General features: G+C 61.7%; 25 protein-coding genes. 15 read left to right on the plus strand and 10 right to left on the minus strand.

From position 1 onward, the window contains the following. Window positions 1-288 precede the first annotated feature (288 nt). The gene (locus J2W17_RS25460) at window positions 289-1,173 is read left to right on the plus strand and encodes a sugar nucleotide-binding protein (protein WP_307341158.1); all 885 of its coding nucleotides are present in this window, start codon (window positions 289-291) and stop codon (window positions 1,171-1,173) included. Continuing rightward, a complete protein-coding gene (locus J2W17_RS25465) occupies window positions 1,166-2,104 on the plus strand; it encodes an NAD-dependent epimerase/dehydratase family protein (RefSeq protein ID WP_307341161.1) in 939 nt (312 codons plus the stop codon). Before J2W17_RS25460 ends, J2W17_RS25465 begins: the two co-directional genes overlap by 8 nt. A gap of 112 nt (window positions 2,105-2,216) precedes the next feature. Here J2W17_RS25465 and J2W17_RS25470 read toward each other — a convergent pair whose 3' ends face one another. The 5 genes from J2W17_RS25470 to J2W17_RS25490 form a co-directional block, all read right to left on the minus strand. After that, the gene (locus J2W17_RS25470; protein WP_307341164.1) at window positions 2,217-2,915 is read right to left on the minus strand and encodes an OmpW/AlkL family protein; all 699 of its coding nucleotides are present in this window, start codon (window positions 2,913-2,915) and stop codon (window positions 2,217-2,219) included. A 232-nt stretch (window positions 2,916-3,147) separates the two neighbouring features. Continuing rightward, window positions 3,148-3,666, minus strand: a complete 519-nt coding sequence (locus J2W17_RS25475; RefSeq protein WP_307341167.1) for a DUF3299 domain-containing protein — start codon at window positions 3,664-3,666, stop codon at window positions 3,148-3,150. A 10-nt stretch (window positions 3,667-3,676) separates the two neighbouring features. Beyond that, the gene (locus tag J2W17_RS25480) at window positions 3,677-4,942 is read right to left on the minus strand and encodes an ABC transporter permease (RefSeq protein WP_307341170.1); all 1,266 of its coding nucleotides are present in this window, start codon (window positions 4,940-4,942) and stop codon (window positions 3,677-3,679) included. A 1-nt stretch (window position 4,943) separates the two neighbouring features. Then, window positions 4,944-5,654 carry an ABC transporter ATP-binding protein gene (locus tag J2W17_RS25485; protein WP_307341173.1) on the minus strand — a complete coding sequence of 237 codons (711 nt, stop codon included), beginning with the start codon at window positions 5,652-5,654 and terminating at the stop codon, window positions 4,944-4,946. Between the two features lie 154 nt (window positions 5,655-5,808). After that, the gene (locus J2W17_RS25490; RefSeq protein WP_307341176.1) at window positions 5,809-6,387 is read right to left on the minus strand and encodes a DUF2796 domain-containing protein; all 579 of its coding nucleotides are present in this window, start codon (window positions 6,385-6,387) and stop codon (window positions 5,809-5,811) included. 134 nt (window positions 6,388-6,521) lie between these two features. Here J2W17_RS25490 and J2W17_RS25495 point away from each other — a divergent pair, with 134 nt between their 5' ends. Continuing rightward, entirely contained in the window at window positions 6,522-6,860 is a 339-nt protein-coding gene (locus J2W17_RS25495; protein ID WP_307341179.1) for a hypothetical protein, read from the plus strand. 431 nt (window positions 6,861-7,291) lie between these two features. Here the strand turns inward: J2W17_RS25495 and trxA are convergent, their stop codons facing one another. From trxA to J2W17_RS25510, 3 genes are all read right to left on the minus strand, one after another. Next, complete coding sequence (gene trxA / locus J2W17_RS25500; RefSeq protein WP_307341182.1) at window positions 7,292-8,164, minus strand: thioredoxin; 873 nt, start codon at window positions 8,162-8,164, stop codon at window positions 7,292-7,294. 192 nt (window positions 8,165-8,356) lie between these two features. Next, window positions 8,357-9,013: a class I SAM-dependent methyltransferase gene (locus tag J2W17_RS25505; protein WP_307341185.1), complete on the minus strand. Its 657-nt coding sequence runs from the start codon at window positions 9,011-9,013 to the stop codon at window positions 8,357-8,359. Continuing rightward, window positions 9,010-9,468, minus strand: a complete 459-nt coding sequence (locus tag J2W17_RS25510; RefSeq protein ID WP_307341190.1) for a YbaY family lipoprotein — start codon at window positions 9,466-9,468, stop codon at window positions 9,010-9,012. Before J2W17_RS25510 ends, J2W17_RS25505 begins: the two co-directional genes overlap by 4 nt. 118 nt (window positions 9,469-9,586) lie before the next feature. Between J2W17_RS25510 and nrdR the strand changes: the two genes are divergently transcribed. From nrdR to J2W17_RS25570, 12 genes are all read left to right on the plus strand, one after another. Further along, complete coding sequence (nrdR, locus tag J2W17_RS25515; RefSeq protein ID WP_003228656.1) at window positions 9,587-10,051, plus strand: transcriptional regulator NrdR; 465 nt, start codon at window positions 9,587-9,589, stop codon at window positions 10,049-10,051. Next, window positions 10,048-11,181 (plus strand): bifunctional diaminohydroxyphosphoribosylaminopyrimidine deaminase/5-amino-6-(5-phosphoribosylamino)uracil reductase RibD, encoded by a 1,134-nt coding sequence (gene ribD / locus J2W17_RS25520; protein ID WP_307341193.1) that lies wholly within the window; start codon window positions 10,048-10,050, stop codon window positions 11,179-11,181. Before nrdR ends, ribD begins: the two co-directional genes overlap by 4 nt. Window positions 11,182-11,227: 46 nt before the next feature. Beyond that, window positions 11,228-11,893, plus strand: coding sequence for a riboflavin synthase (locus J2W17_RS25525; RefSeq protein WP_090179336.1), 666 nt, complete (start codon window positions 11,228-11,230; stop codon window positions 11,891-11,893). Window positions 11,894-11,924: 31 nt separating this feature from the next. After that, window positions 11,925-13,016, plus strand: a complete 1,092-nt coding sequence (gene ribBA / locus J2W17_RS25530; RefSeq protein ID WP_307341198.1) for a bifunctional 3,4-dihydroxy-2-butanone-4-phosphate synthase/GTP cyclohydrolase II — start codon at window positions 11,925-11,927, stop codon at window positions 13,014-13,016. Between the two features lie 91 nt (window positions 13,017-13,107). Continuing rightward, complete coding sequence (ribH, locus tag J2W17_RS25535) at window positions 13,108-13,584, plus strand: 6,7-dimethyl-8-ribityllumazine synthase (protein WP_003228649.1); 477 nt, start codon at window positions 13,108-13,110, stop codon at window positions 13,582-13,584. Continuing rightward, window positions 13,581-14,081 (plus strand): transcription antitermination factor NusB, encoded by a 501-nt coding sequence (nusB, locus tag J2W17_RS25540; RefSeq protein ID WP_307341202.1) that lies wholly within the window; start codon window positions 13,581-13,583, stop codon window positions 14,079-14,081. The genes ribH and nusB overlap by 4 nt, the downstream gene beginning before the upstream one ends. Window positions 14,082-14,108: 27 nt before the next feature. Further along, window positions 14,109-15,074 (plus strand): thiamine-phosphate kinase, encoded by a 966-nt coding sequence (thiL, locus tag J2W17_RS25545; RefSeq protein WP_307341207.1) that lies wholly within the window; start codon window positions 14,109-14,111, stop codon window positions 15,072-15,074. Further along, a complete protein-coding gene (locus tag J2W17_RS25550) occupies window positions 15,071-15,574 on the plus strand; it encodes a phosphatidylglycerophosphatase A family protein (protein WP_064680019.1) in 504 nt (167 codons plus the stop codon). The genes thiL and J2W17_RS25550 overlap by 4 nt, the downstream gene beginning before the upstream one ends. 22 nt (window positions 15,575-15,596) lie before the next feature. Next, window positions 15,597-16,325: a substrate-binding periplasmic protein gene (locus J2W17_RS25555; protein ID WP_307341214.1), complete on the plus strand. Its 729-nt coding sequence runs from the start codon at window positions 15,597-15,599 to the stop codon at window positions 16,323-16,325. 257 nt (window positions 16,326-16,582) lie between these two features. Beyond that, the gene (ribA, locus tag J2W17_RS25560) at window positions 16,583-17,200 is read left to right on the plus strand and encodes a GTP cyclohydrolase II (RefSeq protein ID WP_150801124.1); all 618 of its coding nucleotides are present in this window, start codon (window positions 16,583-16,585) and stop codon (window positions 17,198-17,200) included. Next, window positions 17,197-17,616 carry an MFS transporter gene (locus J2W17_RS25565; protein ID WP_307341219.1) on the plus strand — a complete coding sequence of 140 codons (420 nt, stop codon included), beginning with the start codon at window positions 17,197-17,199 and terminating at the stop codon, window positions 17,614-17,616. The genes ribA and J2W17_RS25565 overlap by 4 nt, the downstream gene beginning before the upstream one ends. Further along, window positions 17,616-18,416, plus strand: a complete 801-nt coding sequence (locus J2W17_RS25570; protein ID WP_307341223.1) for a cobalamin-binding protein — start codon at window positions 17,616-17,618, stop codon at window positions 18,414-18,416. The genes J2W17_RS25565 and J2W17_RS25570 overlap by 1 nt, the downstream gene beginning before the upstream one ends. Window positions 18,417-18,538: 122 nt before the next feature. Here the strand turns inward: J2W17_RS25570 and J2W17_RS25575 are convergent, their stop codons facing one another. Together J2W17_RS25575 and dxs are read right to left on the minus strand one after the other, a co-directional pair. Beyond that, on the minus strand, window positions 18,539-20,422 hold the full coding sequence (locus tag J2W17_RS25575; protein ID WP_307341226.1) for a TonB-dependent receptor domain-containing protein: 1,884 nt from the start codon (window positions 20,420-20,422) through the stop codon (window positions 18,539-18,541). Between the two features lie 123 nt (window positions 20,423-20,545). Continuing rightward, a complete protein-coding gene (gene dxs / locus J2W17_RS25580; protein ID WP_307341229.1) occupies window positions 20,546-22,444 on the minus strand; it encodes a 1-deoxy-D-xylulose-5-phosphate synthase in 1,899 nt (632 codons plus the stop codon). Window positions 22,445-22,478 lie beyond the last annotated feature (34 nt).

Genomic DNA, 22,478 nt, shown 5'->3' on the forward strand with positions numbered 1-22,478 from the left:
CTGTAGGCCCTCATCGTCGGATCGCCGCCCGGGGCAAGCCCCACACAGGGACTGTGTTGAATGCAAAATTTGCAAACAATAGAGACCCCTGTGGGAGCGGGCTTGCCCCGGGCGGCGATCCGACGAAGAGGCCGGTAGCAGCACCACAATTGCAGGAGATGTACACTTTACGGATGACGGTTGCGCTCTAAACCCGCAAAATGCAACGATTCCGGCAACTATCGACGACATTGCCCCCGTGCAGTGTCGATAAGCCATTGTTTCAATCAGACTGGGCCTGCTGACTCTATGCGAATGCGCCTTATGTTACTGGGCGGCGGAAATGCCCTTGGGCAGGCGCTGATTCGCCTCGGTGCGGAGGAAGACATCGGCTTCCTCGCCCCCCGCCCACCGCAAGACGGCTGGGATGCCGCGAGCCTGACGCAACTGCTCGACGACACCCGCCCGGACGCGTTGATCAACCTCGCCTACTACTTCGACTGGTTCCAGGCGGAGGTGGTCAGCGAGCAGCGTCTGGCTGCGCAGGAGCGGGCGGTCGAACGTCTGGCCGAATTGTGCCAGCATCACAACATCGTTCTGATGCAACCGTCGAGCTATCGCGTATTCGACGGCTCCCGGGCCACGGCCTACAGCGAAAAAGACGAACCGGTTCCCTTGGGCCTGCGCGGTCAGGCCTTGTGGCGGATCGAGCAAAGTGTGCGCGCCACCTGCCCGCAACATGTGCTGCTGCGTTTCGGCTGGTTGCTCGATGACAGTCCCGACGGCAGCCTCGGACGTTTTCTGGCCCGGGCAGAAACGCCTGAAGAACTGCTGATGGCCGATGACCGTCGGGGCAATCCAACGCCCGTGGACGACGCCGCCCGCGTGATCATTTCAGTGCTCAAGCAACTCGATTGTGCCGCGCCGCTGTGGGGCACCTACCATTACGCCGGGCATGAGGCGACCACGCCGCTGGCGCTGGGGCAGGCGATCCTGACCGAAGCCCGTGCGTTGCATCCGCTGGCCATCGAAGCACCGACCCCCCAGGCTCACGCCACGCGTCCGGATGCCGCCGAGGAGCCGCAACACGCGGTGCTGGCCTGCAAGAAAATTCTGCACACGTTCGGCATCAAGCCCCGCGCCTGGCGCGCGGCACTCCCGGGCTTACTCGACAGGTTTTATCGCCATGGCTGACGGCCCTGTTTTCATCACCGGCGGTGCCGGTTTCATCGGCTCGCACCTGACCGACGCCTTGCTCGCCAAGGGCCATTCGGTGCGGATTCTCGATGACCTGTCCACCGGCAAGCGCAGCCATTTGCCGCTGGACAACCCCAAGCTCGAACTGATTTTGGGCGACGTCGCCGATGCGGCACTGGTGGCACGGGCGATGCTCGGTTGCAGCGCGGTCGCGCACCTGGCGGCGGTGGCTTCGGTGCAGGCCTCGGTGGACGATCCGGTGAAGACTCACCAGAGCAATTTCATTGGCTCGTTGAATGTCTGCGAAGCCATGCGCAAGGCCGGTATCAAGCGGGTGCTGTTTGCGTCCAGTGCGGCGGTCTACGGCAATAACGGCGAAGGCGAATCGATCGACGAAGACACGCCCAAGGCCCCGTTGACGCCATACGCATCGGACAAGTTGGCGAGCGAGCATTACTTCGATTTCTATCGTCGCCAGCATGACCTGGAACCGGTGATCTTCCGCTTCTTCAACATCTTCGGCCCACGTCAGGATCCGTCCTCGCCGTACTCCGGAGTCATCAGCATTTTCAGCGAGCGGGCGCAGAAAGGCCTGCCGATCACCGTGTTCGGTGATGGCGAGCAGACGCGTGATTTTGTCTACGTCGAAGACCTGGTCGACTTGTTGGTGCAAGCCATCGAGAAACCCCAGGTCGAGGTGGGCGCGGTCAATGTCGGCTGGAACCAGGCCACCACCCTCAAGCAAATGCTGGAAGCGCTGGAGGCGGTGGTCGGTCAATTGCCGCCCGTGAGCTACGGTCCGGCGCGCGCCGGTGACATCCGCCATTCGCGGGCGGACAACCGGCGGTTGCTGGAGCGCTTTACCTATCCGCAGCAGACTTCGTTGCGTGATGGTCTGGCGCGGTTGCTGGGACTTCACCCTTTGTAGGAGCGAGCTTGCTCGCGATGGACGTCAACGATAACGCGTACTTTCTGAATAAACGCGTCGTCCTTGAGACCATCGCGAGCAAGCTCGCTCCTACAAAGGGTAGGTGGCGGGTTTAGAACTTGTAGCCCAGGCCCACCATGTAGATGAACGGGTCGACATCCACGTCGACCTTGGCCCGGGTGCCCGGTGCCACGGCGTTATTTTCCACAGTCGCCGTGGTGTCGATGTCGATGTAGCGCACTTGGGCGTTGATCATCACGTTGTCGGTCAGCATGTAGTCGGCGCCGACCTGAAACGCCATGCCCCAGGAATTCTCCGCCTTGAAGTTGCTGAAGCCGTTGGCGCTGGCTTCGCTGCCGACGTGTTCGTCATAGATCCAGGTGTAGTTGATACCGGCACCGACATACGGCTGGAACGCGGACTTCGCATCCAGCGGGTAGTACACGACGCTCAAGGTTGGCGGCAGGTGTTTCAGGCTGCCGAGTTTGCCGTTGGCAGCCCCCAGGGCGGTACCCTTGAGCTTCACGTCATGCTCGAACGGCGAGGCCGCGAGCAGCTCGATGCCCCAATGGCTGTCAAGCATGTAAGCGAAGTTCAGGCCCAGTTGCGTGTCGCTGCTCATGGTGGCCTTGCCGCCCAGGTCGGCACCCGCCAGCGGGCCTTGGTCGACCTTGACACTGGAGCTGTCGGCATCCGGGTTGACGGTGATCGCACCGGCACGAACGATGATGTCGCCGGCGTCATGGGCATGGGCGAGCGGGGCTGCGAGCGCGAGGGCGAACAGCGAAGCGCTGAGCAAGGACTTGTGCATGGAGGCTCCAGAGGACGTTGAAAATATTCGATGTCCAATGGTACGGAGGCGTCTGGTATGGTCTTTTGATTCAGCTCAATGAAACAGTGATGGCCTTGGTTTTTGTGGGCGGCTCATGGTCTCTTCGCGGGCAAGCCCGCTCCCACAGGGGATTTGTGTTGATGCGCAGACCCAATGTGGGAGCGGGCTTGCCCGCGAATACTATCGATCACACAACTCAGAACTACCGGATTCACTCCGGCAGTTCATACGCATAAATCTTGTCCGCCTCCATCTGATACCCCGCATCCGCCAACTCACTGCTCGATGCCTTGACCTGCAACGCACCCTCGATCCAGTACGGCTGATACAGCTCATCAAGCTTCACACCGACTTCGCTTTTCACATGCACGATCTGGTTCGAAGGCGGTGGCGGCACATGAATGCAGGCGCCGAAATAGGGCACCAGCAAAAACTCCGTAGTGCGACCTTCTTCACTGACTTCCAGCGGCACGATGTAGCCAGGCAAGCGAATGTTCTGGCCGTCGAGGGTGTTCACCACTGGCGCATTCGGCATGTCTTGCCTGGCCGCGGGTGCGGACTCTGCCGCCAGCGCGTCCCCCATCTGCGACAGGTCGTGCAGTGGTGTCATGTTCGGCACTTCCGGTGCGGCATCCGGCGGGATCATTTCCGACCAGGTCAGGTCTTTCGGTGCGGCCGCCCACAGCGGCAGGGCGACCAGCATCAACAACGCAAACACAACGCGGGGCATCTTCACCTCCTCATAGACGGATCGACAGGCCATCGGCCAGGGATTGGCGATACGCACGCCAGGCCGGCACGCTGCCCATCAGCAACGCGGCGCCAAGGATGCCACCGAGCAGCGTCCATTCATATTCGCTTGGCCAGGCGAGGGGCAGATATAAACCGTAATTCGCCTGGACATAACCCTGGGCGACGGCGATGCCCAGGTAGAGCAGCACCACGCCGGCGATCACCCCGGACAGCGTCAACGCAAACGCTTCCAGCACCAGCAAGGTCGCGATGTGCCACGGTCGCGCGCCCACCGAACGCAGAATCGCCATCTCGCGCCGCCGTTCGTTGAGACTCGTGAGAATGGCGGTCAGCATGCCGATCAACCCGGTCAACACCACGAACAGCGAGACCACGAACAAGGCCTTTTCCGCTGTGCTCATCAAACTCCACAGTTCTTGCAGCGCCACCCCCGGCAGGATCGCCAGCATCGGTTCGCCACGGAACTCATTGATTTCGCGCTGCAGGGCAAAGGTCGAAATCTTGCTGTTGAGCCCGAGCATGAACGCGGTGATCGCTTGCGGCGTGAGGTCCATGTTGCGCGCCTGATCGGCGCTGATCCGTCCGTTGCCGCGCGCCGGCACCCCGTTGTGCCAATCGACATGGATCGCCTCCATGCCGCCGAGACTGATGTGCAACGTGCGGTCTACCGGGGTACCGGTGCGCTTGAGAATGCCGACCACGGTGAACGGTTTGTCGTCGTGCTTGACCAGGCTGATCACGGCCACGCCGTGGGCCAACACCAGCTTGTCGCCCAGCTTGTAGCGCAATGCATCGGCGACTTCGGCACCCAGCACCACTTCGAATGGGTCTGTGGCGAAGGCCCGACCGTCGGCCAGCTCCAGGTGTTGTCGACGGCCGTACTGGTAATGCTCGAAGTACGCCTCGGTGGTGCCCATCACCCGATATCCGCGATGGGAGTCACCGAGGGACATCGGGATCGCCCACTTCACTTTCGGGTTGTTGGCGAAGTGTTCGAAGCTGTCCCAGCGGATGTTGTTGGTGGCATTGCCGATGCGGAACACCGAGTACAACAACAGGTTCACCGAGCCTGAGCGGGCGCCGACGATCAGGTCGGTGCCGCTGATGGTGCTGGCGAAACTGGCTTTGGCCTCGGTGCGCACCCGTTCCACCGCCAGCAGCAGGCAGACCGACAGGGCGATGGCGAACGCGGTAAGGATCGCGGTAAAGCGGCGGTTAGCCAGGCTGGCCATGGCTAGACGGAACAAATACATCTCAAACCTCTAACGGGATGGCGGCGCGATTGAGATCGGCCAGCGACAGATTGCGATCGAACAACGGCGCCAGGCTCTGGTCGTGACTGACGAACAACAGGCTCGATCCGGCGTCGCGGCATTCGGCGAACAGCAAGCGGATGAAGTTCTCCCGGGCGTCGTAATCCAGGGCCGAAGTCGGTTCGTCGGCGATCACCAGTTCCGGCTGGCCGATCAACGCCCGTGCGGCGGCGACCCGTTGCTGTTGGCCGATGGACAGCGAATCGGCGCGCCGGCCGAGGATGTTTTCATCTTTCAGGCCCAAGTGCGCGAGCAGGGTGGCTGCGGCCTGATCGACACTGCCGTGACGCTGGATCGCCCGTTCGGCGCGCAGTCTGGAAAAGCGGCAGGGCAGCTCGACGTTTTCGCGCACCGAGAGAAACGGCAGCAGATTGAACTGCTGGAAGATGTAGCCGGTGTGATCGACACGAAAGCGATCACGCGCGCCGGCGCCGAGTTCGGTCAGTTCCTGGCCGAGCAGGCGAATGCTGCCGCGATCGGGCTTCTGCACGCCACCGAGCAGGCCGAGCAGGGTGGTCTTGCCGCTGCCGCTGGGGCCTTTGAGGAACAGGGTTTCCCCCGGCTCCAGACGAAACGCCGGGATATCCAGCAATTGCGGGTGGCCGGGCCAGCTGAAGCCCAGGTCGGTCAGTTCGATGAGTGCTTGGGTCATAGTGCCGGTTTCATGGGTTGTCTCAATCTCGCATCCAACACAACCCCTGTGGGAGCGAGCTTGCTCGCGATAGCGGTGTATCAGCCAACAGAGATGTTGAATGTCAGGGCCTCATCGCGAGCAAGCTCGCTCCCACAGGGGATCTTTGGTGAATTCAGAATTTCAGGGCAGCCGCCTTGGCCGTCACTTCAACCCCTTGCTGCCCGCTCGGGCTGATCAGTTGTACCTGCATTTTTTGCGTCGCCGGGAAGGTGTTGAAGATGTTCGCCAGGTCCAGCGTCTTCAGTGCGCCCGGTGACGGGCAACTGAATTGGTAATGCGCATGGATCTCGCTGTGATCGTGGTGATGCTCGTCCTTGGCGTCATGGTCGTGATCGTCATCGGCGTCCGGCTTGTCGCCGAACAAGGGGCTTTCCAGTTCCTGCTTTGCAATCACGCAGCCAGCGGCTGTCGGCAGATTGAACAGCGCCAGAGGTTTTTCCAGCTGCGCACGGACGGCGGCGACCTTGGCCTTGTCGGCGTCGGTAGTGGCTACGTGTTCGAAACCGACCAGGTTCATCGCCGGGCTTTGCAGCTCCAGTTCCAGGGTCTGGCCGTCCAGCGCAGCATTCAAGCGACCGACGCCGTGTTCGTGGGCACTCAAGCTGCCGTGCTCATGGTCATGGTCGTCGGCAGCATGGGCGACGGCCAGCGGCAGCAAGGCAAACGGCAGAGCGAGAAGCAGACGGCGCATGACGAGTCTCCGGAAGTAAAATGAATATTGTGTTATGTAATCTTATAACGTAATCGTGGAGAGTTTGACCGTCCGCTTGGCGTTACACAAGTCCCATGGGAGCATGTGAGTCAGAAATGTGCAGGAGCAGACTTATGTTGCGTATACGCGGAAGCATCGGCGACTGGCCGGTGGATTTGACACTGGAGCTCGATGACGCCGACTGGGCGCGGCTGGGTGCGCAGTTGCAGGTGGTCAAGCCTGAAGCCAGTGCGGCGCCGGCCAAACCTGTGAATCAGGATGATACGCAGTGGCAGATCGCCAAGGATTTGCTGCGCAAGGCGGGGCAAATGAGCGGGCCGGATTTGCTGGAGCAGCTTGAAGGATTGACCGGCAGCGCGGCGTCGGGCAAGCGGCTGCTGGTGCGTTTGCGCCATTGCGCACAGGTGAAGGTCGAGAGCGGCGCAGATACGCCACTGTACCTCTGGCTGTAGGAGCCGGCTTGTTGGCGAAAGCGGCGTGTCAGGCAACATTAATGCTGGACGTGATGGCTTCTTCGCTGGCAAGCCAGCTCCTACAGGGTTTGAGGTGTTCGGGGGCTGGGGTGATCCCGGTACTGTAGGAGCCGGCTTGCTGGCGAAAGCGGCGTGTCAGGCAACATTAATGCTGGATGTGATGGCCTCTTCGCTGGCAAGCCAGCTCCTACAGGGTTTGAGGTGTTCGGGGGCTGGGGTGATCCCGATACTGTAGGAGCCGGCTTGCTGGCGAAAGCGGCGTGTCAGGCAACATTAATGCTGGATGTGATGGCCTCTTCGCTGGCAAGCCAGCTCTTACAGGGTTTGAGGTGTTCGGGGGCTGGGGTGATCCCGATACTGTAGGAGCCGGCTTGCTGGCGATGAACGCTGACGCGGTGTGTCAGTGATACTCAGTACAACGCAGCAAACAACTTGCGCCGATACGTGGTTACCAGCGGGTGATCGTTGCCCAGCAGTTCGAACACCTGCAGCAATGTCTTGTGCGGTAAGCCTTCGCTGTAGCTGCGATTGCGGATGAACAGCTTGAGCAAGGCATCCAGCGCCGCATCGTACTGCTGGCGGGCAAGCTGCTGGATCGCCAGTTGGTACACCGCTTCATCGTCCTGCGGGTTCTTCGCCAGGCGCGCTTTAAGGTCCGCCGCATCCGGCAGGTCACTGGCCTGGCCGAGAAACTGGATTTGTGCCTTGGCACCGGCCAGGGCCGCCTTGTGCTCATCGCTCTTGACCGCGTCGAGCACGGTTTGCGCTTCGCCCAGCTCGCCGCGTTCGGTGAGGCAGCGGGCGTAGAGAATCAGCGCACCGGCGTTGGTGTTGTCTTCGCCCAGCAGCACCTTGAGGGCGGCTTCGGCGTCGGCGAAGCGGTTGTCATCGAACAAGGCCTGGGCCTGTTCGAAAGGATCGGCCGCCGCGGGCGGTGGCATCTGCACATGAGGTTCAAGCAGGGCGCGGACGGCGGATTCCGGTTGTGCGCCGGCAAAGCCGTCCACCGGTTGACCGTCCTTGAATAGCACGACCGTTGGCAGGCTGCGAATGCCGAAGCGCGAGACGATGTCCGGCTCCACGTCGCAATTGACCTTGGCCAGCAGCAACTCGCCCTGATAGCTCTCGGCGATGGTTTGCAGCATCGGCATCAATGCCTTGCACGGTGCACACCATTCGGCCCAGAAATCCACCAGCACCGGTTTGTGGAAAGAGTTTTCGATCACCGATTGCTCGAAGTCGGCAGTCGTGGCGTCGAAGATGTACGGCGTTTCCTGACTCATGGGGGAATCTCGTAAAAGCGTGGATTGCGCCACTATAAGGCTTGGTGGGGGCTGGCCGGAAGGGTGGGGCATAGGGAGATGCGTTGCCTGACAGGGCGCCTTCGCGGGCAAGCCACGCTCCCACAGGTTCAGCGTCGGTCTTGAGAACACCGCTGAACTTGTGGGAACGAGACCGGCTTGCCGGCGAAGCTTTTAAACACGCCGCGCGTGGTACAGGCTCACATGCCGAAACTCTTCGGGCTCGGCCAGATCCGGCAAGGTCATCGCCTCCAGCATCTCGATGCGCTGATACAACGGATGACGAAAATCCCTAACCCGCGAATCCGCCACCAATGCCTCCCTGCCGCGACTTAGAAATTCGTCGAGCAGCGGCAGGTTCGCCCGGTCATACAGTACATCGGCCACCAGAATCAGATCAAACCGATCCGCCTCGGCAAAAAAATCCGTCGAGTAGTCGAGCTGTACCCCATTGAGTTCGGCATTCGCCCGACACGCGGCGATCGCCAGCGGGTCGAGGTCGCAAGCCACCACTTCCAGCGCGCCGGCCTTGACCGCGGCAATCCCCGCCACCCCGGATCCGGCGCCGAAATCCAGCACCCGCTTGCCTTTGACCCATTCAGGGAATCGGTCGAGATAGCGCGCCACCGCCAGCCCGCTGGCCCAGCAGAAACTCCAGTAGGGCGGTTCATGCAGAATTCGCCGGGTTTCTTCCGGGCTGAACGCGCGGTCCATGTTGTCGCCGTCGATCAGCCAAAGCTTCAGTTCGGTGTCCGGCAAGGCACAGGCCACCAACTGTGCATCGCCGAGCAGCCCGGCCAACGCCTGCTGCAGGTCGAGCGGTGCAATCATGGTGCTTTGACGAACTGCAGTTGACCCATCGCCTGGGTCGTTGGCTGGGTGATGACTTGCGATGGCAGGTGCAAAATCAACTGGCCGGACTGGCTGGCGCGGCCACGCAGTTCAACGCGGGCACTTGCTGGAAAGGATGCCGGGTTGAATCGCAGACGAAACGGCAATATCTGATTGGTGCCTATCAGGCTGGAACTGGCGAGCAATTGTTGCGGGCGGTCCTGGTTGTCGACCACCAGCAGCGCCAGTTCGACCTCGGCACCGGCCGGTACGCCTTGCAAGGTGCCGCTCAATTCACGTTGATGCGCGGGCAACGGGCCGAGGTCGGCGGACTCCCTGGCTTTTTTCTGCGCCTGTTGCGGCGCAGGGCCGGGTTCCGGTGGCTGGGGCGCATCGCTGCTACAGGCCACCAGGAGGCTGAAAAGACTGAGCAAAATGAGCGGGCGTATGGACATCGGTTGCTCCAGCTGGGTGAAATCCATGGATGACCCGTCTGTATACCGCAAAGCCTATGGCTTGTCTTGCCACCCGGATGCGCTACCATGGCCCTCCCTTTTTTTGTTGCCTGCCACCATGCACTGTCCCTTCTGCGGTGCCAACGACACCAAGGTCATCGACTCGCGTCTGGTCGCCGAGGGCGAACAGGTGCGCCGCCGGCGCGAATGCCTGGCCTGCGGCGAACGTTTCACGACGTTCGAGACGGCTGAACTGGTGTTGCCGCGCCTGATCAAAACCGACGGCAGCCGCCAGCCGTTCGACGAAGAAAAACTGCGCGCCGGCATGCAGCGTGCGCTGGAGAAGCGTCCGGTGAGTGTCGAGCGCCTCGAATCGTCGCTGGTGCACATCAAACATAAACTGCGCGCCACCGGCGAGCGCGAGGTCAAATCCCTCGTGGTCGGTGAACTGGTGATGGCCGAGCTGCAAAAGCTCGACGAAGTCGCCTACATTCGTTTCGCCTCCGTGTATCGGCGCTTCCAGGACCTCAACGAGTTCCGCGAAGAGATCGATCGCCTGGCCCGTGAGCCGGTGAAAGAATGACCCAGTCCCCAGAACAAGCCATCCTCGACGCCCACTACATGGCCCGTGCCCTGGAGCTGGCGCGCAAAGGTCACTACACGACGCATCCCAACCCGCGGGTGGGTTGCGTGATCGTGCGTGACGGGCAGATCGTCGGCGAAGGCTGGCACGTGCGCACCGGCGAACCCCATGCCGAAATTCACGCCCTGCACGCCGCTGGCGACAAGGCTCGCGGCGCCACGGCTTACGTGACCCTCGAACCTTGCAGCCATCACGGTCGCACGCCGCCCTGCGCCGATGCGCTGGTGAATGCCGGGCTGGCGCGGGTGGTTGCGGCGATGCAGGACCCGAACCCGGAAGTCGCCGGTCGCGGCCTGCAACGCCTGGCCCAGGCCGGCATCGCCATCGAAAGCGGGGTGCTCGAAGGCGAGGCGCGCAAGCTCAACGAAGGCTTCCTCAAACGCATGGAGCACGGCTTGCCGTTCGTACGGGTCAAGTTGGCCATGAGCCTGGACGGTCGCACGGCGATGGAAAGCGGCGAAAGCCAGTGGATCACCGGCACGGCGGCGCGCTCGGCGGTACAACGCTTGCGCGCCCAGGCCAGTGTGGTGCTGACCGGTGCCGACACGGTGCTGGCGGACAACGCCCGCTTGACCGTGCGTGCCGATGAGTTGGGGCTGGACGCCGGGCAAACCGCGTTGGCGATGAGCCGTCCACCGCTGCGCGTGCTGATCGACGGCCGTTTGCGGGTGCCGCTGGATGCACCGTTCTTCAAGGCTGGCCCGGCGCTGGTCGCCACCTGCATGGCCATCGAAGAGCAATACGCCAACGGCCCGGAATGCCTGATCGTGACCGGCGACGATGGCCTGGTCGACTTGCGCAAACTGCTCGTCGAACTCGCCCATCGTGGCGTCAACGAAGTATTGGTCGAAGCGGGTCCGCGTCTCGCCGGGGCCTTTGCCCGGCAGGGACTGGTGGACGAGTTCCAGATTTTCGTCGCCGGCAAGTTCCTTGGCTCCTCGGCGCGGCCGCTGCTGGACTGGCCGCTGGCGCAGATGAAAGACGCGCCCGAGCTCAAAATCACCGAAATCCGCGCGGTTGGCGAAGACTGGCGAGTCATTGCCATTCCTGTGCCGGCGGCGAGCGTATAATTCCCGGCCTGCGCCACGCGACGGCTTTGTTCTCGAGGAGGACTCCATGTTTACCGGCATCATCGAATCCATCGGCAGTATTCGTGCATTAACCCCCAAAGGCGGAGATGTGCGGGTACACGTAGAAACCGGCAAGCTCGACTTGAGCGACGTCAAACTGGGCGACAGCATTGCGGTCAACGGCGTATGCCTGACGGCGGTTGAATTGCCGGGTAACGGCTTTGCCGCGGACGTCAGTCGTGAAACCCTCGACTGCACGGCCATGAATGACCTCAAAAGCGGCAGCCCGGTCAACCTGGAAAAGGCTCTGACCCCGACCACACGTCTGGGCGGGCACCTGGTCAGCGGTCATGTCGATGGCGTGGGCGAAGTGGTTGCCCGTACTGAAAACGCCCGGGCCGTGGAATTCCGCATCCGCGCGCCGAAAGAACTGGCCAAGTACATCGCCCACAAAGGCTCGATCACCGTCGATGGCACCAGCCTGACCGTGAACGCGGTCGATGGCGCCGAGTTCCTGTTGACGATCATTCCGCACACCCTGAGCGAAACCATCATGGCGTCGTACCAGCCGGGTCGCCGGGTCAATCTGGAAGTGGACTTGCTGGCCCGTTATCTGGAGCGCCTGTTGCTGGGCGACAAGGCTGCAGAACCTACAAAATCCGGAAACATTACTGAAAGCTTTCTGGCCGCCAACGGCTATCTCAAATCCTGAAGCTCAAATTTCGAAAGAAGGGGGGTGCCTTGTGGCGCTCAATAGCATCGAAGAACTGGTTGAAGATATCCGCCAAGGCAAGATGGTCATCCTCATGGATGACGAAGACCGCGAGAACGAAGGCGACCTGATCATGGCCGCCGAATGCTGCCAGCCTGAACACATCAACTTCATGGCCAAGCACGCCCGTGGCCTGATCTGCATGCCAATGAGCCGCGAGCGCTGCGAACTGCTGAAGCTGCCGTTGATGGCGCCGCGCAACGGTTCCGGTTTCGGCACCAAGTTTACCGTGTCCATCGAAGCGGCCACCGGCGTGACCACCGGCATCTCCGCCGCCGACCGTGCGCGCACCGTGCAGGCCGCCGCCGCGAAAGACGCCAAGGCTGAAGACATCGTCAGCCCCGGCCACATCTTCCCGCTGATGGCCCAGGCCGGCGGTACCCTGGCCCGTGCCGGCCACACCGAAGCGGCGTGTGACCTGGCGCGCATGGCCGGGTTCGAGCCGAGCGGGGTGATCTGCGAAGTGATGAACGACGACGGCACCATGTCCCGTCGTGCCGAGCTTGAGGCTTTCGCAGCCGAACACAGCATCAAGATCGGCACCATCGCCGACTTGATCCACTACCGGATGATCCATGAACGTACCGTTCAGCGGATTGCCGAGCAGCCATTGGATAGCGAACTGGGTCAATTCAACCTGGTGACCTATCGTGATTCCGTGGAAGGCGACGTGCACATGGCCCTGACCCTGGGCACCGTGAGCAGTGACGAGCCGACCCTGGTCAGGGTGCACAACATGGACCCGTTGCGTGACCTGTTGATGGTCAAGCAGCCTGGCCGCTGGAGCTTGCGCGCCGCCATGGCCGCGGTCGCCGAGGCCGGCAGCGGCGTGGTGCTGTTGCTCGGTCACCCGCTCGATGGCGACGTGTTGCTGGCACACATCCGTGAAACCGCGGAGCACGCTCCGGCGAAAAAACCGACCACCTACAGTATCGTCGGTGCCGGTTCGCAGATCCTTCGGGACCTGGGCGTGCGCAAAATGCGCCTGATGAGTGCGCCGATGAAATTTAATGCGATATCCGGTTTCGATCTGGAAGTTGTAGAATACGTGCCCTCCGAATAATGACCGGCAGTTTGCGGGCTTGTATTCGCGGTTAACAAATCACTGAGGGACGCGTAGAAAACGCGTTCCGGCTCTTTAAGAGATCTAACGAATGACCCTGAAGACCATCGAAGGTACCTTCATCGCCCCTAAAGGCCGCTACGCTCTGGTAGTAGGTCGTTTCAACAGCTTCGTGGTTGAAAGCCTGGTCAGCGGTGCAGTCGATGCCCTGGTTCGCCATGGCGTGAGCGAAAGCGACATCACCATCATCCGTGCGCCTGGCGCCTTCGAAATCCCGCTGGTTGCGCAGAAAGTCGCTCAGAAAGGCGAGTTTGCCGCCATCATCGCCCTGGGCGCGGTCATTCGTGGCGGTACGCCGCACTTCGAATACGTGGCGGGCGAATGCACCAAGGGCCTGGCCCAAGTGTCCATGGAGTTCGGCGTACCGGTCGCTTTCGGCGTACTGACCGTTGATTCCATCGAACAAGCCATCGAACGTTCCGGCACCAAGGCCGGTAACAAAGGTGCCGAAGCTGCCCTGTCCGCTCTGGAAATGGTCAGCCTGCTGGCGCAGTTGGAGGCCAAGTGATTAGCGACGATAGCGATCGTTTCAACCCGCGCGATCCAAAGCCTGCGGATGCCGGCAAGCCATCGAAAAGCGTCAAGCGTCGCGAAGCCCGTCAGCTTGCGACTCAGGCGCTGTACCAATGGCACATGGCCAAGCAATCTTTGAACGAGATCGAAGCGCAGTTCCGGGTCGATAACGATTTCAGCGATGTCGACGGCGCCTACTTCCGTGAAATCCTGCATGGGGTTCCAGCGCAGAAGGACCGGATCGACGCCGCACTGGCGCCATGCCTGGACATCACGATCGACGAGCTGGACCCGGTTGAACTGGCGGTCCTGCGCCTGTCCACCTGGGAACTGCTCGAGCGCGTCGACGTGCCGTACCGCGTTGTGATCAACGAAGGTATCGAACTGGCGAAAGTCTTCGGTTCCACCGACGGCCACAAGTTCGTCAACGGTGTACTCGACAAGCTGGCCCCGCGTCTGCGTGAAGCTGAAGTGAAGGCGTTCAAGCGCTGATCGGCGCTTGAATACTTTGTCTCAGCCATGGGCGAATTTGAGCTGATCCGCAATTTCTTCGCCGCCGCGCCCTGTGCGCAGGGCGGCGAGGGCGTTGCTATGGGGATCGGTGACGACTGCGCCTTGCTGGCTGTTCCCCCAGGGGAGCAGTTGGCGATTTCCACCGACACCCTCGTGGCCGGTGTGCATTTCGCAGATCCTTGCGATCCGTTTCTGCTCGGTCAGCGCTCGCTGGCCGTGGCCGTCAGCGACCTGGCGGCCATGGGCGCCACTCCCGTTGCCTTTACCCTTGCCTTGACGTTGCCGACGGTCACGCCCGATTGGCTGCAATCCTATGCCCGTGGTTTGAACCTCATGGCGCAAAGCTGCGGTGTGGCACTGGTCGGCGGCGATACCACTCGTGGGCCATTGAGCCTGACCATGACCGTGTTCGGGCGTGTGCCCAGTGGTTTGGCGTTGACCCGTAGCGGCGCGCGGCCGGGCGATCTGTTGTGCGTTGGCGGTGAGTTGGGCAATGCCGCTGGCGCCTTGCCACTGGTGCTCGGCCAGCGTACGGCTGAAGCCGCCATTGCCGATCCGCTGCTGGCGCATTACTGGTCGCCGCAACCGCAACTCGGGCTGGGCATGGCATTGCGGGGCAAGGCGACCTCGGCGCTGGACATTTCCGACGGCCTGCTTGCCGACTGTGGGCATATTGCCCTGGCATCGAAGGTCGGCATTCAAGTTGAACGGGACGGTTTGCCGCTGTCGAAGGCTTTGGTGGCCTTGCTCGGTCAATCGGGCGCCGAAGCGGCAGCCCTCAGCGGCGGTGACGATTACGTGCTGGCCTTCACTTTGCCGTCCGTCGAGTTAGCCCCCTTGCTGGCTGACGGCTGGCCAATCCATGTGGTCGGACGGATCGTCGCGGGGCAGGGCGTGACATTGCTCGATGCCGACGGACAAGACATCACCCCGCAAACCCGGGGCTACCAACATTTTCGGGAGACACCGTGACAGATCATCCCAATCAAGTCCCGGCGGAATTCGTACCGCCCTCGGTCTGGCGCAATCCCTGGCATTTCATCGCGTTCGGCTTCGGTTCGGGCACCCTGCCAAAAGCACCGGGGACCTGGGGTTCGTTAGTTGCACTACCCTTTATTCCGTTATGGCAGATGCTGCCCGACTGGGGTTACTGGCTGATGCTGGGCATCACCATGCTGTTCGGCTTCTGGCTCTGCGGCAAGGTGGCCGACGATCTGCGGGTACACGACCACGAAGGAATCGTCTGGGACGAAATGGTCGGGATGTGGATCACGCTGTGGCTGGTACCGGAAGGTTGGTATTGGTTGCTGGCAGGTTTTCTGGTGTTCCGTTTCTTCGATATCCTCAAGCCATGGCCAATTCACTGGATAGACAAGCATGTGCACGGTGGCGTCGGGATCATGCTCGACGACGTATTGGCCGGGGTGTTTGCGTGGCTGGCGATGCAGGGGCTGGTATGGATCTTCGCCTGAGTGGCGCAACAGGGGATTAGGGATGGTTCGACGCTGGTTGTGGGTGATGGTGTTCGCAACGTTGGGTGCGCTGGCCCAGGCGGCTGATGAGCCGATGACCCCGTCCGTGATTCATCTGGCCAGCGAAGAATGGGAAGACTACACCGCTACGGACGGTCACGGTCTGGGCTGGGACGTGTTGCGCGAGGTGTTCGAGCCGGCCGGGGTCAAGCTGGATATTCGTACCGAGCCCTACTTGCGTTCCCTGGGATTGGCCCAGCGCGGCGAAGTGGACGCCTGTGTCGGCTCCTACCGTGACGAGACCAGCGACCTGCTGTATCCACACTGGAACTTCGATACCGATCACATCTATGCGCTGGGGCTTTCCAGCAATCCGGCGCCGACCCCGGAAACCCTGGGCAATTACCGATTGGCCTGGGTCCGCGGCTACGATTATCAGGACCACCTGCCCAACGTGCGTCGCTACAACGAAGTCTTGCGTCGTACCGGAATCCTGTCAATGCTGGTTCACAATCGTGCCGATTTTTACATCGATGCGCTGACCGAGGTCGACTACGTCGTCCAACGGGCCAGGGATCCTTCGCAGTTTCGTCGCACCCATATAGCTGAGTTGCCGCTGTACCTGTGCTTCGCCGATACCCCCAGGGCCCGTGCGTTGATGGCGCTATTCGACCAGCGCATGGAAAAGCTGGTCAAAAGCGGCCGGCTGAAACCGATTTTCGAGCGCTGGAAACAACCTTATCCGTTTTGATTCGAACTAAGCACGGCGCTTGAAACCGACGATCAACCTACTGTAGGAGCAAGCTTGCTCGCGATGGGGTATCAGATACGCAGGTGTCGACTGACACTCCATCGCGAGCAAGCTTGCTCCTACAGGTTGTCATGCGAATTCAATGATCAAACATTTTGATCGTTATGCCCCATAATTCAGCCTAAGCGTCTGTTGGAACCTGCTGTTACAATGCCGCGTCTGCGAATCTCCAGTACCTATAGAACAGGAGCACACCGGTGCCTGTCGTTTTTGTCGCCGCTTCCAAGCTGCCAACGCCTTTTGCGAATTTCACCATGCACGGCTTTCTCGATGAGGAAAACGGGCGTGAGCACGTCGTGCTGAGTCTGGGTGAGTTCGTCGACGGTGCCCCGGTACTCGGCCGGTTGCACTCCGAATGCCTGACGGGCGATGCCTTGTTCAGCCAGCGTTGCGATTGCGGCTCGCAGCTCGAAGCCGCCTTGCAGGCCATCGCTCGAGAAGGCCGTGGCGTGTTGCTGTACTTGCGCCAGGAAGGCCGTGGCATTGGCTTGCTGAACAAGATCCGCGCCTATGAATTGCAGGATGGCGGTGCCGACACCGTTGAAGCCAACGAGCGCCTGGGCTTTGCCGCCGACCAGCGCGATTACGCCATGTGCCTGCCGATGCTGCAGCACCTGGGCGTGGAATCCCTGCGCTTGATGACCAACAACCCACGCAAGGTCAAGGCCTTGACCGACATGGGTATCGTGGTCGCCGAGCGCGTGCCGCTGCACACCGGCCACAATCCGCACAACAAACTCTACCTGGCTACCAAGGCCAGCAAGCTAGACCACATGATGGGCAACGAGCACCAGGGCGAGGTAGACCGGGCGTGACCCGCGGTCAGGTGCGGCGGCGACTGACCGTCAATTGGTGGCAATACCTGGCGCTGGCCCTGGTGCCACTGTTCGTGATCAACGGCGTATTTGGCCAGGGCGAGGCGATGCTGCCGGTGCTGGCGATGCCATTGTTCATCGCCGGTGTGGCCTCGATGTTTGTCAGCCTGAAATTTTTTGGTAGCTACAAGCACGGGCTGATCGCCACCCAGAAAGCCCTCGACACCCCTGAAGAGCCCGCCGCCTGGATTGCCTTGGCCGCCAGGCGTCGTACCGCATTCCTGGCCGCCGCCTTGCCGGCGTGGATCGGTGCGCTGGCGGTGTTCGTAGGCCTTGAAGCGGTGCCATTGATGCTATTGGCGCTGTCGACCCTGGTGCTGTTCTACCTCTACCGTATTCCGCGTCAACTCGGTTGATGCGCAGCGTCTGGCTGGCGGGGTTGCTGCTGGCCGTCAGCGGCTCGGTGACTGCGATCGAGCGCGTAGTCAGCCTGGCACCATCGCTGTCCGAAATCGTCGTCGAACTGGGTTCGGCCGATCTGCTGGTGGGGGTGCTGGATGCCGGTGAGCGTCCTGCCGAGCTCAAGGATATTCCTTCCGTTGGCCGCTATGGTCAGCTGGACATGGAACAATTGCTCAGCCTGAAGCCCGACTTGCTGCTGCTCTGGCCCGGCAGCGTCGGCCCGGCCCAGCGTGAGCAACTGCAGCGGCTGAACATACCGACCTACGTCGCCGAACCCCACACCTTCGAACAACTTGCCGCGCAGATCGAGGCGATTGCCACGCAACTCGGCCGCCCGGAGCGTGGTGTTCAACTGGCTGGGAATTTGCGTCAGCAACTGGATTCATTGCGCCAGCGTTATCGCCGGGATGAGCCGTTACGGGTGTTTTACCAGGTCTGGGATCGGCCGCTGTACACCGTGGGCGGCGGGCAGATCATCAGTGATGCGCTCGAAGTATGCGGGGCGCGCAATGTGTTCGCCGACCTGACATTGCCGGCGCCGCAGGTCAGCGTGGAGGCGGTGTTGCAGCGCAATCCCGAGGTGATTCTGGCCGGTGACCAGGCGCAGCTCGATGCGTGGAGGGTGTGGCCGCAGGTGGCGGCGGTGGCGCGGGGGCAGTTGTTGTTGGTGACGAACAGGGGCCTGGAACGGCCGAGTGGGCAGATGATCGACGCGACCGCCAAGTTGTGCCAGGTCATCGCGCCGGACCTCTAAAGTCGAGGTGCGGCCTCTTCGCGAGCAGGCTCGCTCCCACACTGGATCTCTGCGCACCACAAATCTCCTGTGGGAGCGGGCTTGCCCGCGAAGAGGCCGGCCTGGGCAGCGCAAATCCTTGATCAGATCTCCGGCGTCCAGGTCACCCCAAACATCCAGGCCCGACCTTCCTCACGATACCCATACTGACTACTGTCATGGCTGTACAGCGCCCGGCTGTAGCCCTTGTCCAGCAGGTTATCCACCTTCAGCTCAAGCTTGACCTCGCGATTCAGCGCCCAACTGCTGCGCAACCCCAACAAGGCGTACCCACCCAATGGCTGCTGATTGTTCTCATCGTCATAGCTGCTGCTCACCGCCTGCCAGCTGGCGCCTAAGCCCAGGCGGTCAAACTGCCGATCCAGATCCAGGCTCAAGGTCCGCCGCGCGCGCCGGGCCAGGGTGTGACCGCTGTCGCGATCCCTTGGGTCGATGATCGCCAGGCCGAGGTTACTCTGCCAGCCGAACAGCTCTTGCTTCAATGCAGCTTCAAACCCGTTGATCCGGGCCGAGGCAACGTTCTGCGGCCGTGAGTTGCTGCCGAAAATAATCGCGTCTTCCAGATCCGTACGATACAGCGAAGCTTCCAGCCGGCTGGTTTCAGTCAGCTGGCTGCGCCATTGCAGCTCATAGCTTTTCGAGGTCTCGGGCTTGAGATCCGGGTTGCTGAAGTCCGGGTAATACAGATCGTTAAAGGTCGGTGCGCGGAAGCCTTCGCTGTAGGTCAGCAGCAGGTCGTTATCCGGGTTCAGTGGCAGGGTGAAGGTGCCGCTCCAGCTGTTCTGGCCACCGAACTGCTGGTTCTGGTCGCGACGAAGTCCCAATTCCGTGGAGAAGTTGTCCGCCTGATAGCGATGCTGAATAAACGCCGCACGGTTCCAGCGGCTGTCTTCGTCGAAGGGGGTGCTGCTGTTGATGCGGTCTTCGTACCAGTCACCGCCGAGGATCAGGCTGTTGCGGTCGTTCAGGGTCAGATCGTTCTGCCAGTTCACCGAGTCGCGATAGGTGTTGAATACGCTGCGCTCTTCGCTGAGCGTGTCGAGTGTCTTCTCGCGGTTTTCGCCGTGGCCGACTTCGACGCGGGTTTTCCAGATATCGTTGACCCGGGCATCCACGTAACTGCTGATGCTGCTGACGGCGAAATCGCTGTAAGGCTGCTGCTGGAGCGACTCGAAGGTCGTCAGGTCGAAGCGGCCGAACGGATTGTCGAACGCGCTTTTGCCGCGGTTATCGAGAACGTTGGCGCCGATCTCGATGTCGTCGGTGAGGGCGTGGCTCAGGCTCACGCTGACCGATTTATTGCGGTATTCGTCGTGGTCGCCGTCGCTGGGATACGAGGCGTGAGTGCGATTGATCCCGGCGGTTTCATCGAGGCTGGCGCCGAGGTTGAAGCGGGTTTTCTCATCGCCACCCGACAAGCCGAGGCTGCGCTCCCAGGTCTGGTTGCTGCCAAAGCCCAGGTGCAGCTGCGGATGCAGGCCTTGTTCGCCGCCACGACGGGTAAATATCTGAATCACCCCGCCAATCGCATCGCTGCCGTAAATCACCGAGCGCGAGCCGCGCAGCACTTCCACGCGCTCGACTTGCTCGATATTGATGTGTTGCAGGTTGCTGTCGCCGGAGGTGGAGTTGCCGATGCGTTGACCGTCAACCAGCACCAGGCTCTGCGCCGACTTGGTTCCGCGTATGTACACCCCCGGCAGACTGCCGCGCCCGCCGGTTTGCCCGATCTGGACACCCGGCACGCGACGCAGCAGATCCGTGACGCTGCCTGGTTGCAGGCGATCGATATCGTCGCGGGTGAACACGGTGTTGGCGGCGCTGCTGTCATTGCGGGCTTCGACCTGGCGGTTGGCGCTGATCAGTACGTCGGGCAGCTTCAGGGCCTGGTCGCGTTCGAAGGTGTCGGCCAGGAGTGGGCCGGACGGCAGAAGGGTCAGCGTCAGGGCGAGGCGAAAGAAATTCATGGTTTATTCGTAGAAATCGAAGAAAAACTCGGTCCCCTGTAGGAGCTGGCTTGCCAGCGAAGCTTTTGGCGTCCTTGAGGACGCCTTCGCCAGCAAGCCGGCTCCTACAGAGGTGGATTGGGTTTACAGGGCCAGCAATTGCAGGCGCTGACGAATCGATGCTTCGATTCCGGCCTCATCCAACCCACATTCCGCCAGCATCTGCGCAGGCTTGGCATGTTCGACATAGCTATCCGGCAAGCCCAGATGCAGTATCGACTTGAGAATGTTTTCCCGGGCGAGGAACTCGCTGACCGCGCCACCGGCGCCGCCCATGATTGCGTTCTCTTCGACGGTCACCAACAGCTCGTGACTGCCGGCGATCTCGCGAACCAGCGCTTCATCCAGCGGCTTGACAAAGCGCATGTCGACCACGGTCGCATTCAGCGTCTGGGCAACTTTCAACGCCTCGGCCAGTTGCACACCGAACACCAACAGGGCGACCTTGCTGCCCTGGCGGCGCACCACGCCCTTGCCGATTTCGATCGGCTCGAGGTCTTTCTCGATCGTCGCGTTCGGGCCCGAGCCGCGGGGGTAGCGCACCGCCGCCGGGCCGTCGAACAGGTGGCCGGTGGTGAGCATCTTGCGCAGTTCGTTTTCGTCGCTCGGGGTCATCACCAGCATGCCGGGGATGCAGCGCAGGAACGACAGGTCGAAACTGCCGGCGTGCGTCGGGCCGTCTTCGCCCACCAGGCCGGCACGGTCGATGGCGAACAGTACGTCGAGATTTTGCACCGCCACGTCATGCACCAGCTGGTCATAGCCCCGTTGCAGGAACGTCGAATAGATCGCCACCACCGGTTTCGCGCCTTCACAGGCCATGCCGGCGGCGAAGGTCACGGCGTGTTGCTCGGCAATCGCCACGTCGAAGTAGCGCTGCGGGAAGCGTTCGCTGAACGCCACCAGGTCGGAGCCTTCCTTCATCGCCGGGGTGATGCCCACCAAACGTGCGTCGGCGGCAGCCATGTCGCACAGCCATTCGCCGAACACGCCGGAATACTTCGGCCCACTGGCTTTTTTCGGCACTGCGGCCGGCGCGTCCAGCGGTTCGAGCTTGGTGATGGCGTGGTAGCCGATCGGGTCGACTTCCGCGGGGGCGAAGCCTTTACCCTTCTTGGTGACCACGTGCAGGAACTGCGGACCTTTGAGGTCGCGCATGTTGCGCAGGGTGGCGATCAGGGTCGGCAGGTCGTGGCCATCGATCGGGCCGATGTAGTTCCAGCCCAGCTCTTCGAACAGCGTGCCGGGAACCAGCATGCCCTTGGCATATTCTTCGGTGCGGCGCGCGATCTCCCAGGCGCCGGGCAGGCGCGACAGCACTTTCTTGCTGCCTTCGCGCATGCTCGCATAGGTGCGGCTGGAAAGGATCTTCGCCAGATAGTTCGACAAGCCACCGACGTTGCGCGAGATCGACATGTCGTTGTCGTTGAGGATCACCAGCATGTTGGCGTCCACTTCCGGCGCATGGTTCAGCGCCTCGAACGCCATGCCCGCGGTCAACGCGCCGTCGCCGATCACCGCGATCGCCTTGCGCTCGCTGTTTTGCAGGCGGGCGGCAATCGCCATGCCCAGCGCGGCACTGATCGAAGTGCTGGAGTGGCCGACGCCAAAGGTGTCGTATTCGCTCTCGGAGCGACGCGGGAAGGCAGCGATGCCGTCCTTCTGGCGCAGGGTGCCCATGCGCTCGCGACGGCCCGTGAGGATTTTGTGCGGATAAGCCTGATGACCCACGTCCCACACCAGCCGGTCATCCGGGGTGTCGAACACGTAATGCAACGCGATGGTCAGCTCGATGACGCCCAGGCCAGCACCGAAATGCCCACCGGTCTGACCGACCGTATAGAGCAATTCCAGGCGCAACTCATCAGCCAGGGTTTCCAGCTCGGCTTCGCCTAACCGGCGCAAGCCGTCCGGCGTATTAGCACGGTCGAGCAGGGGCGTGGTCGGGCGTTTGCGGGGAATCTCATGAAACGTCGTGGGCATCAGGCGAATCGTTATAGGTATAAAAGATGCGGCA

Origin of the sequence: Pseudomonas lini (assembly GCF_030812475.1) — a bacterium.
GTDB lineage: Bacteria > Pseudomonadota > Gammaproteobacteria > Pseudomonadales > Pseudomonadaceae > Aquipseudomonas > Aquipseudomonas lini_A.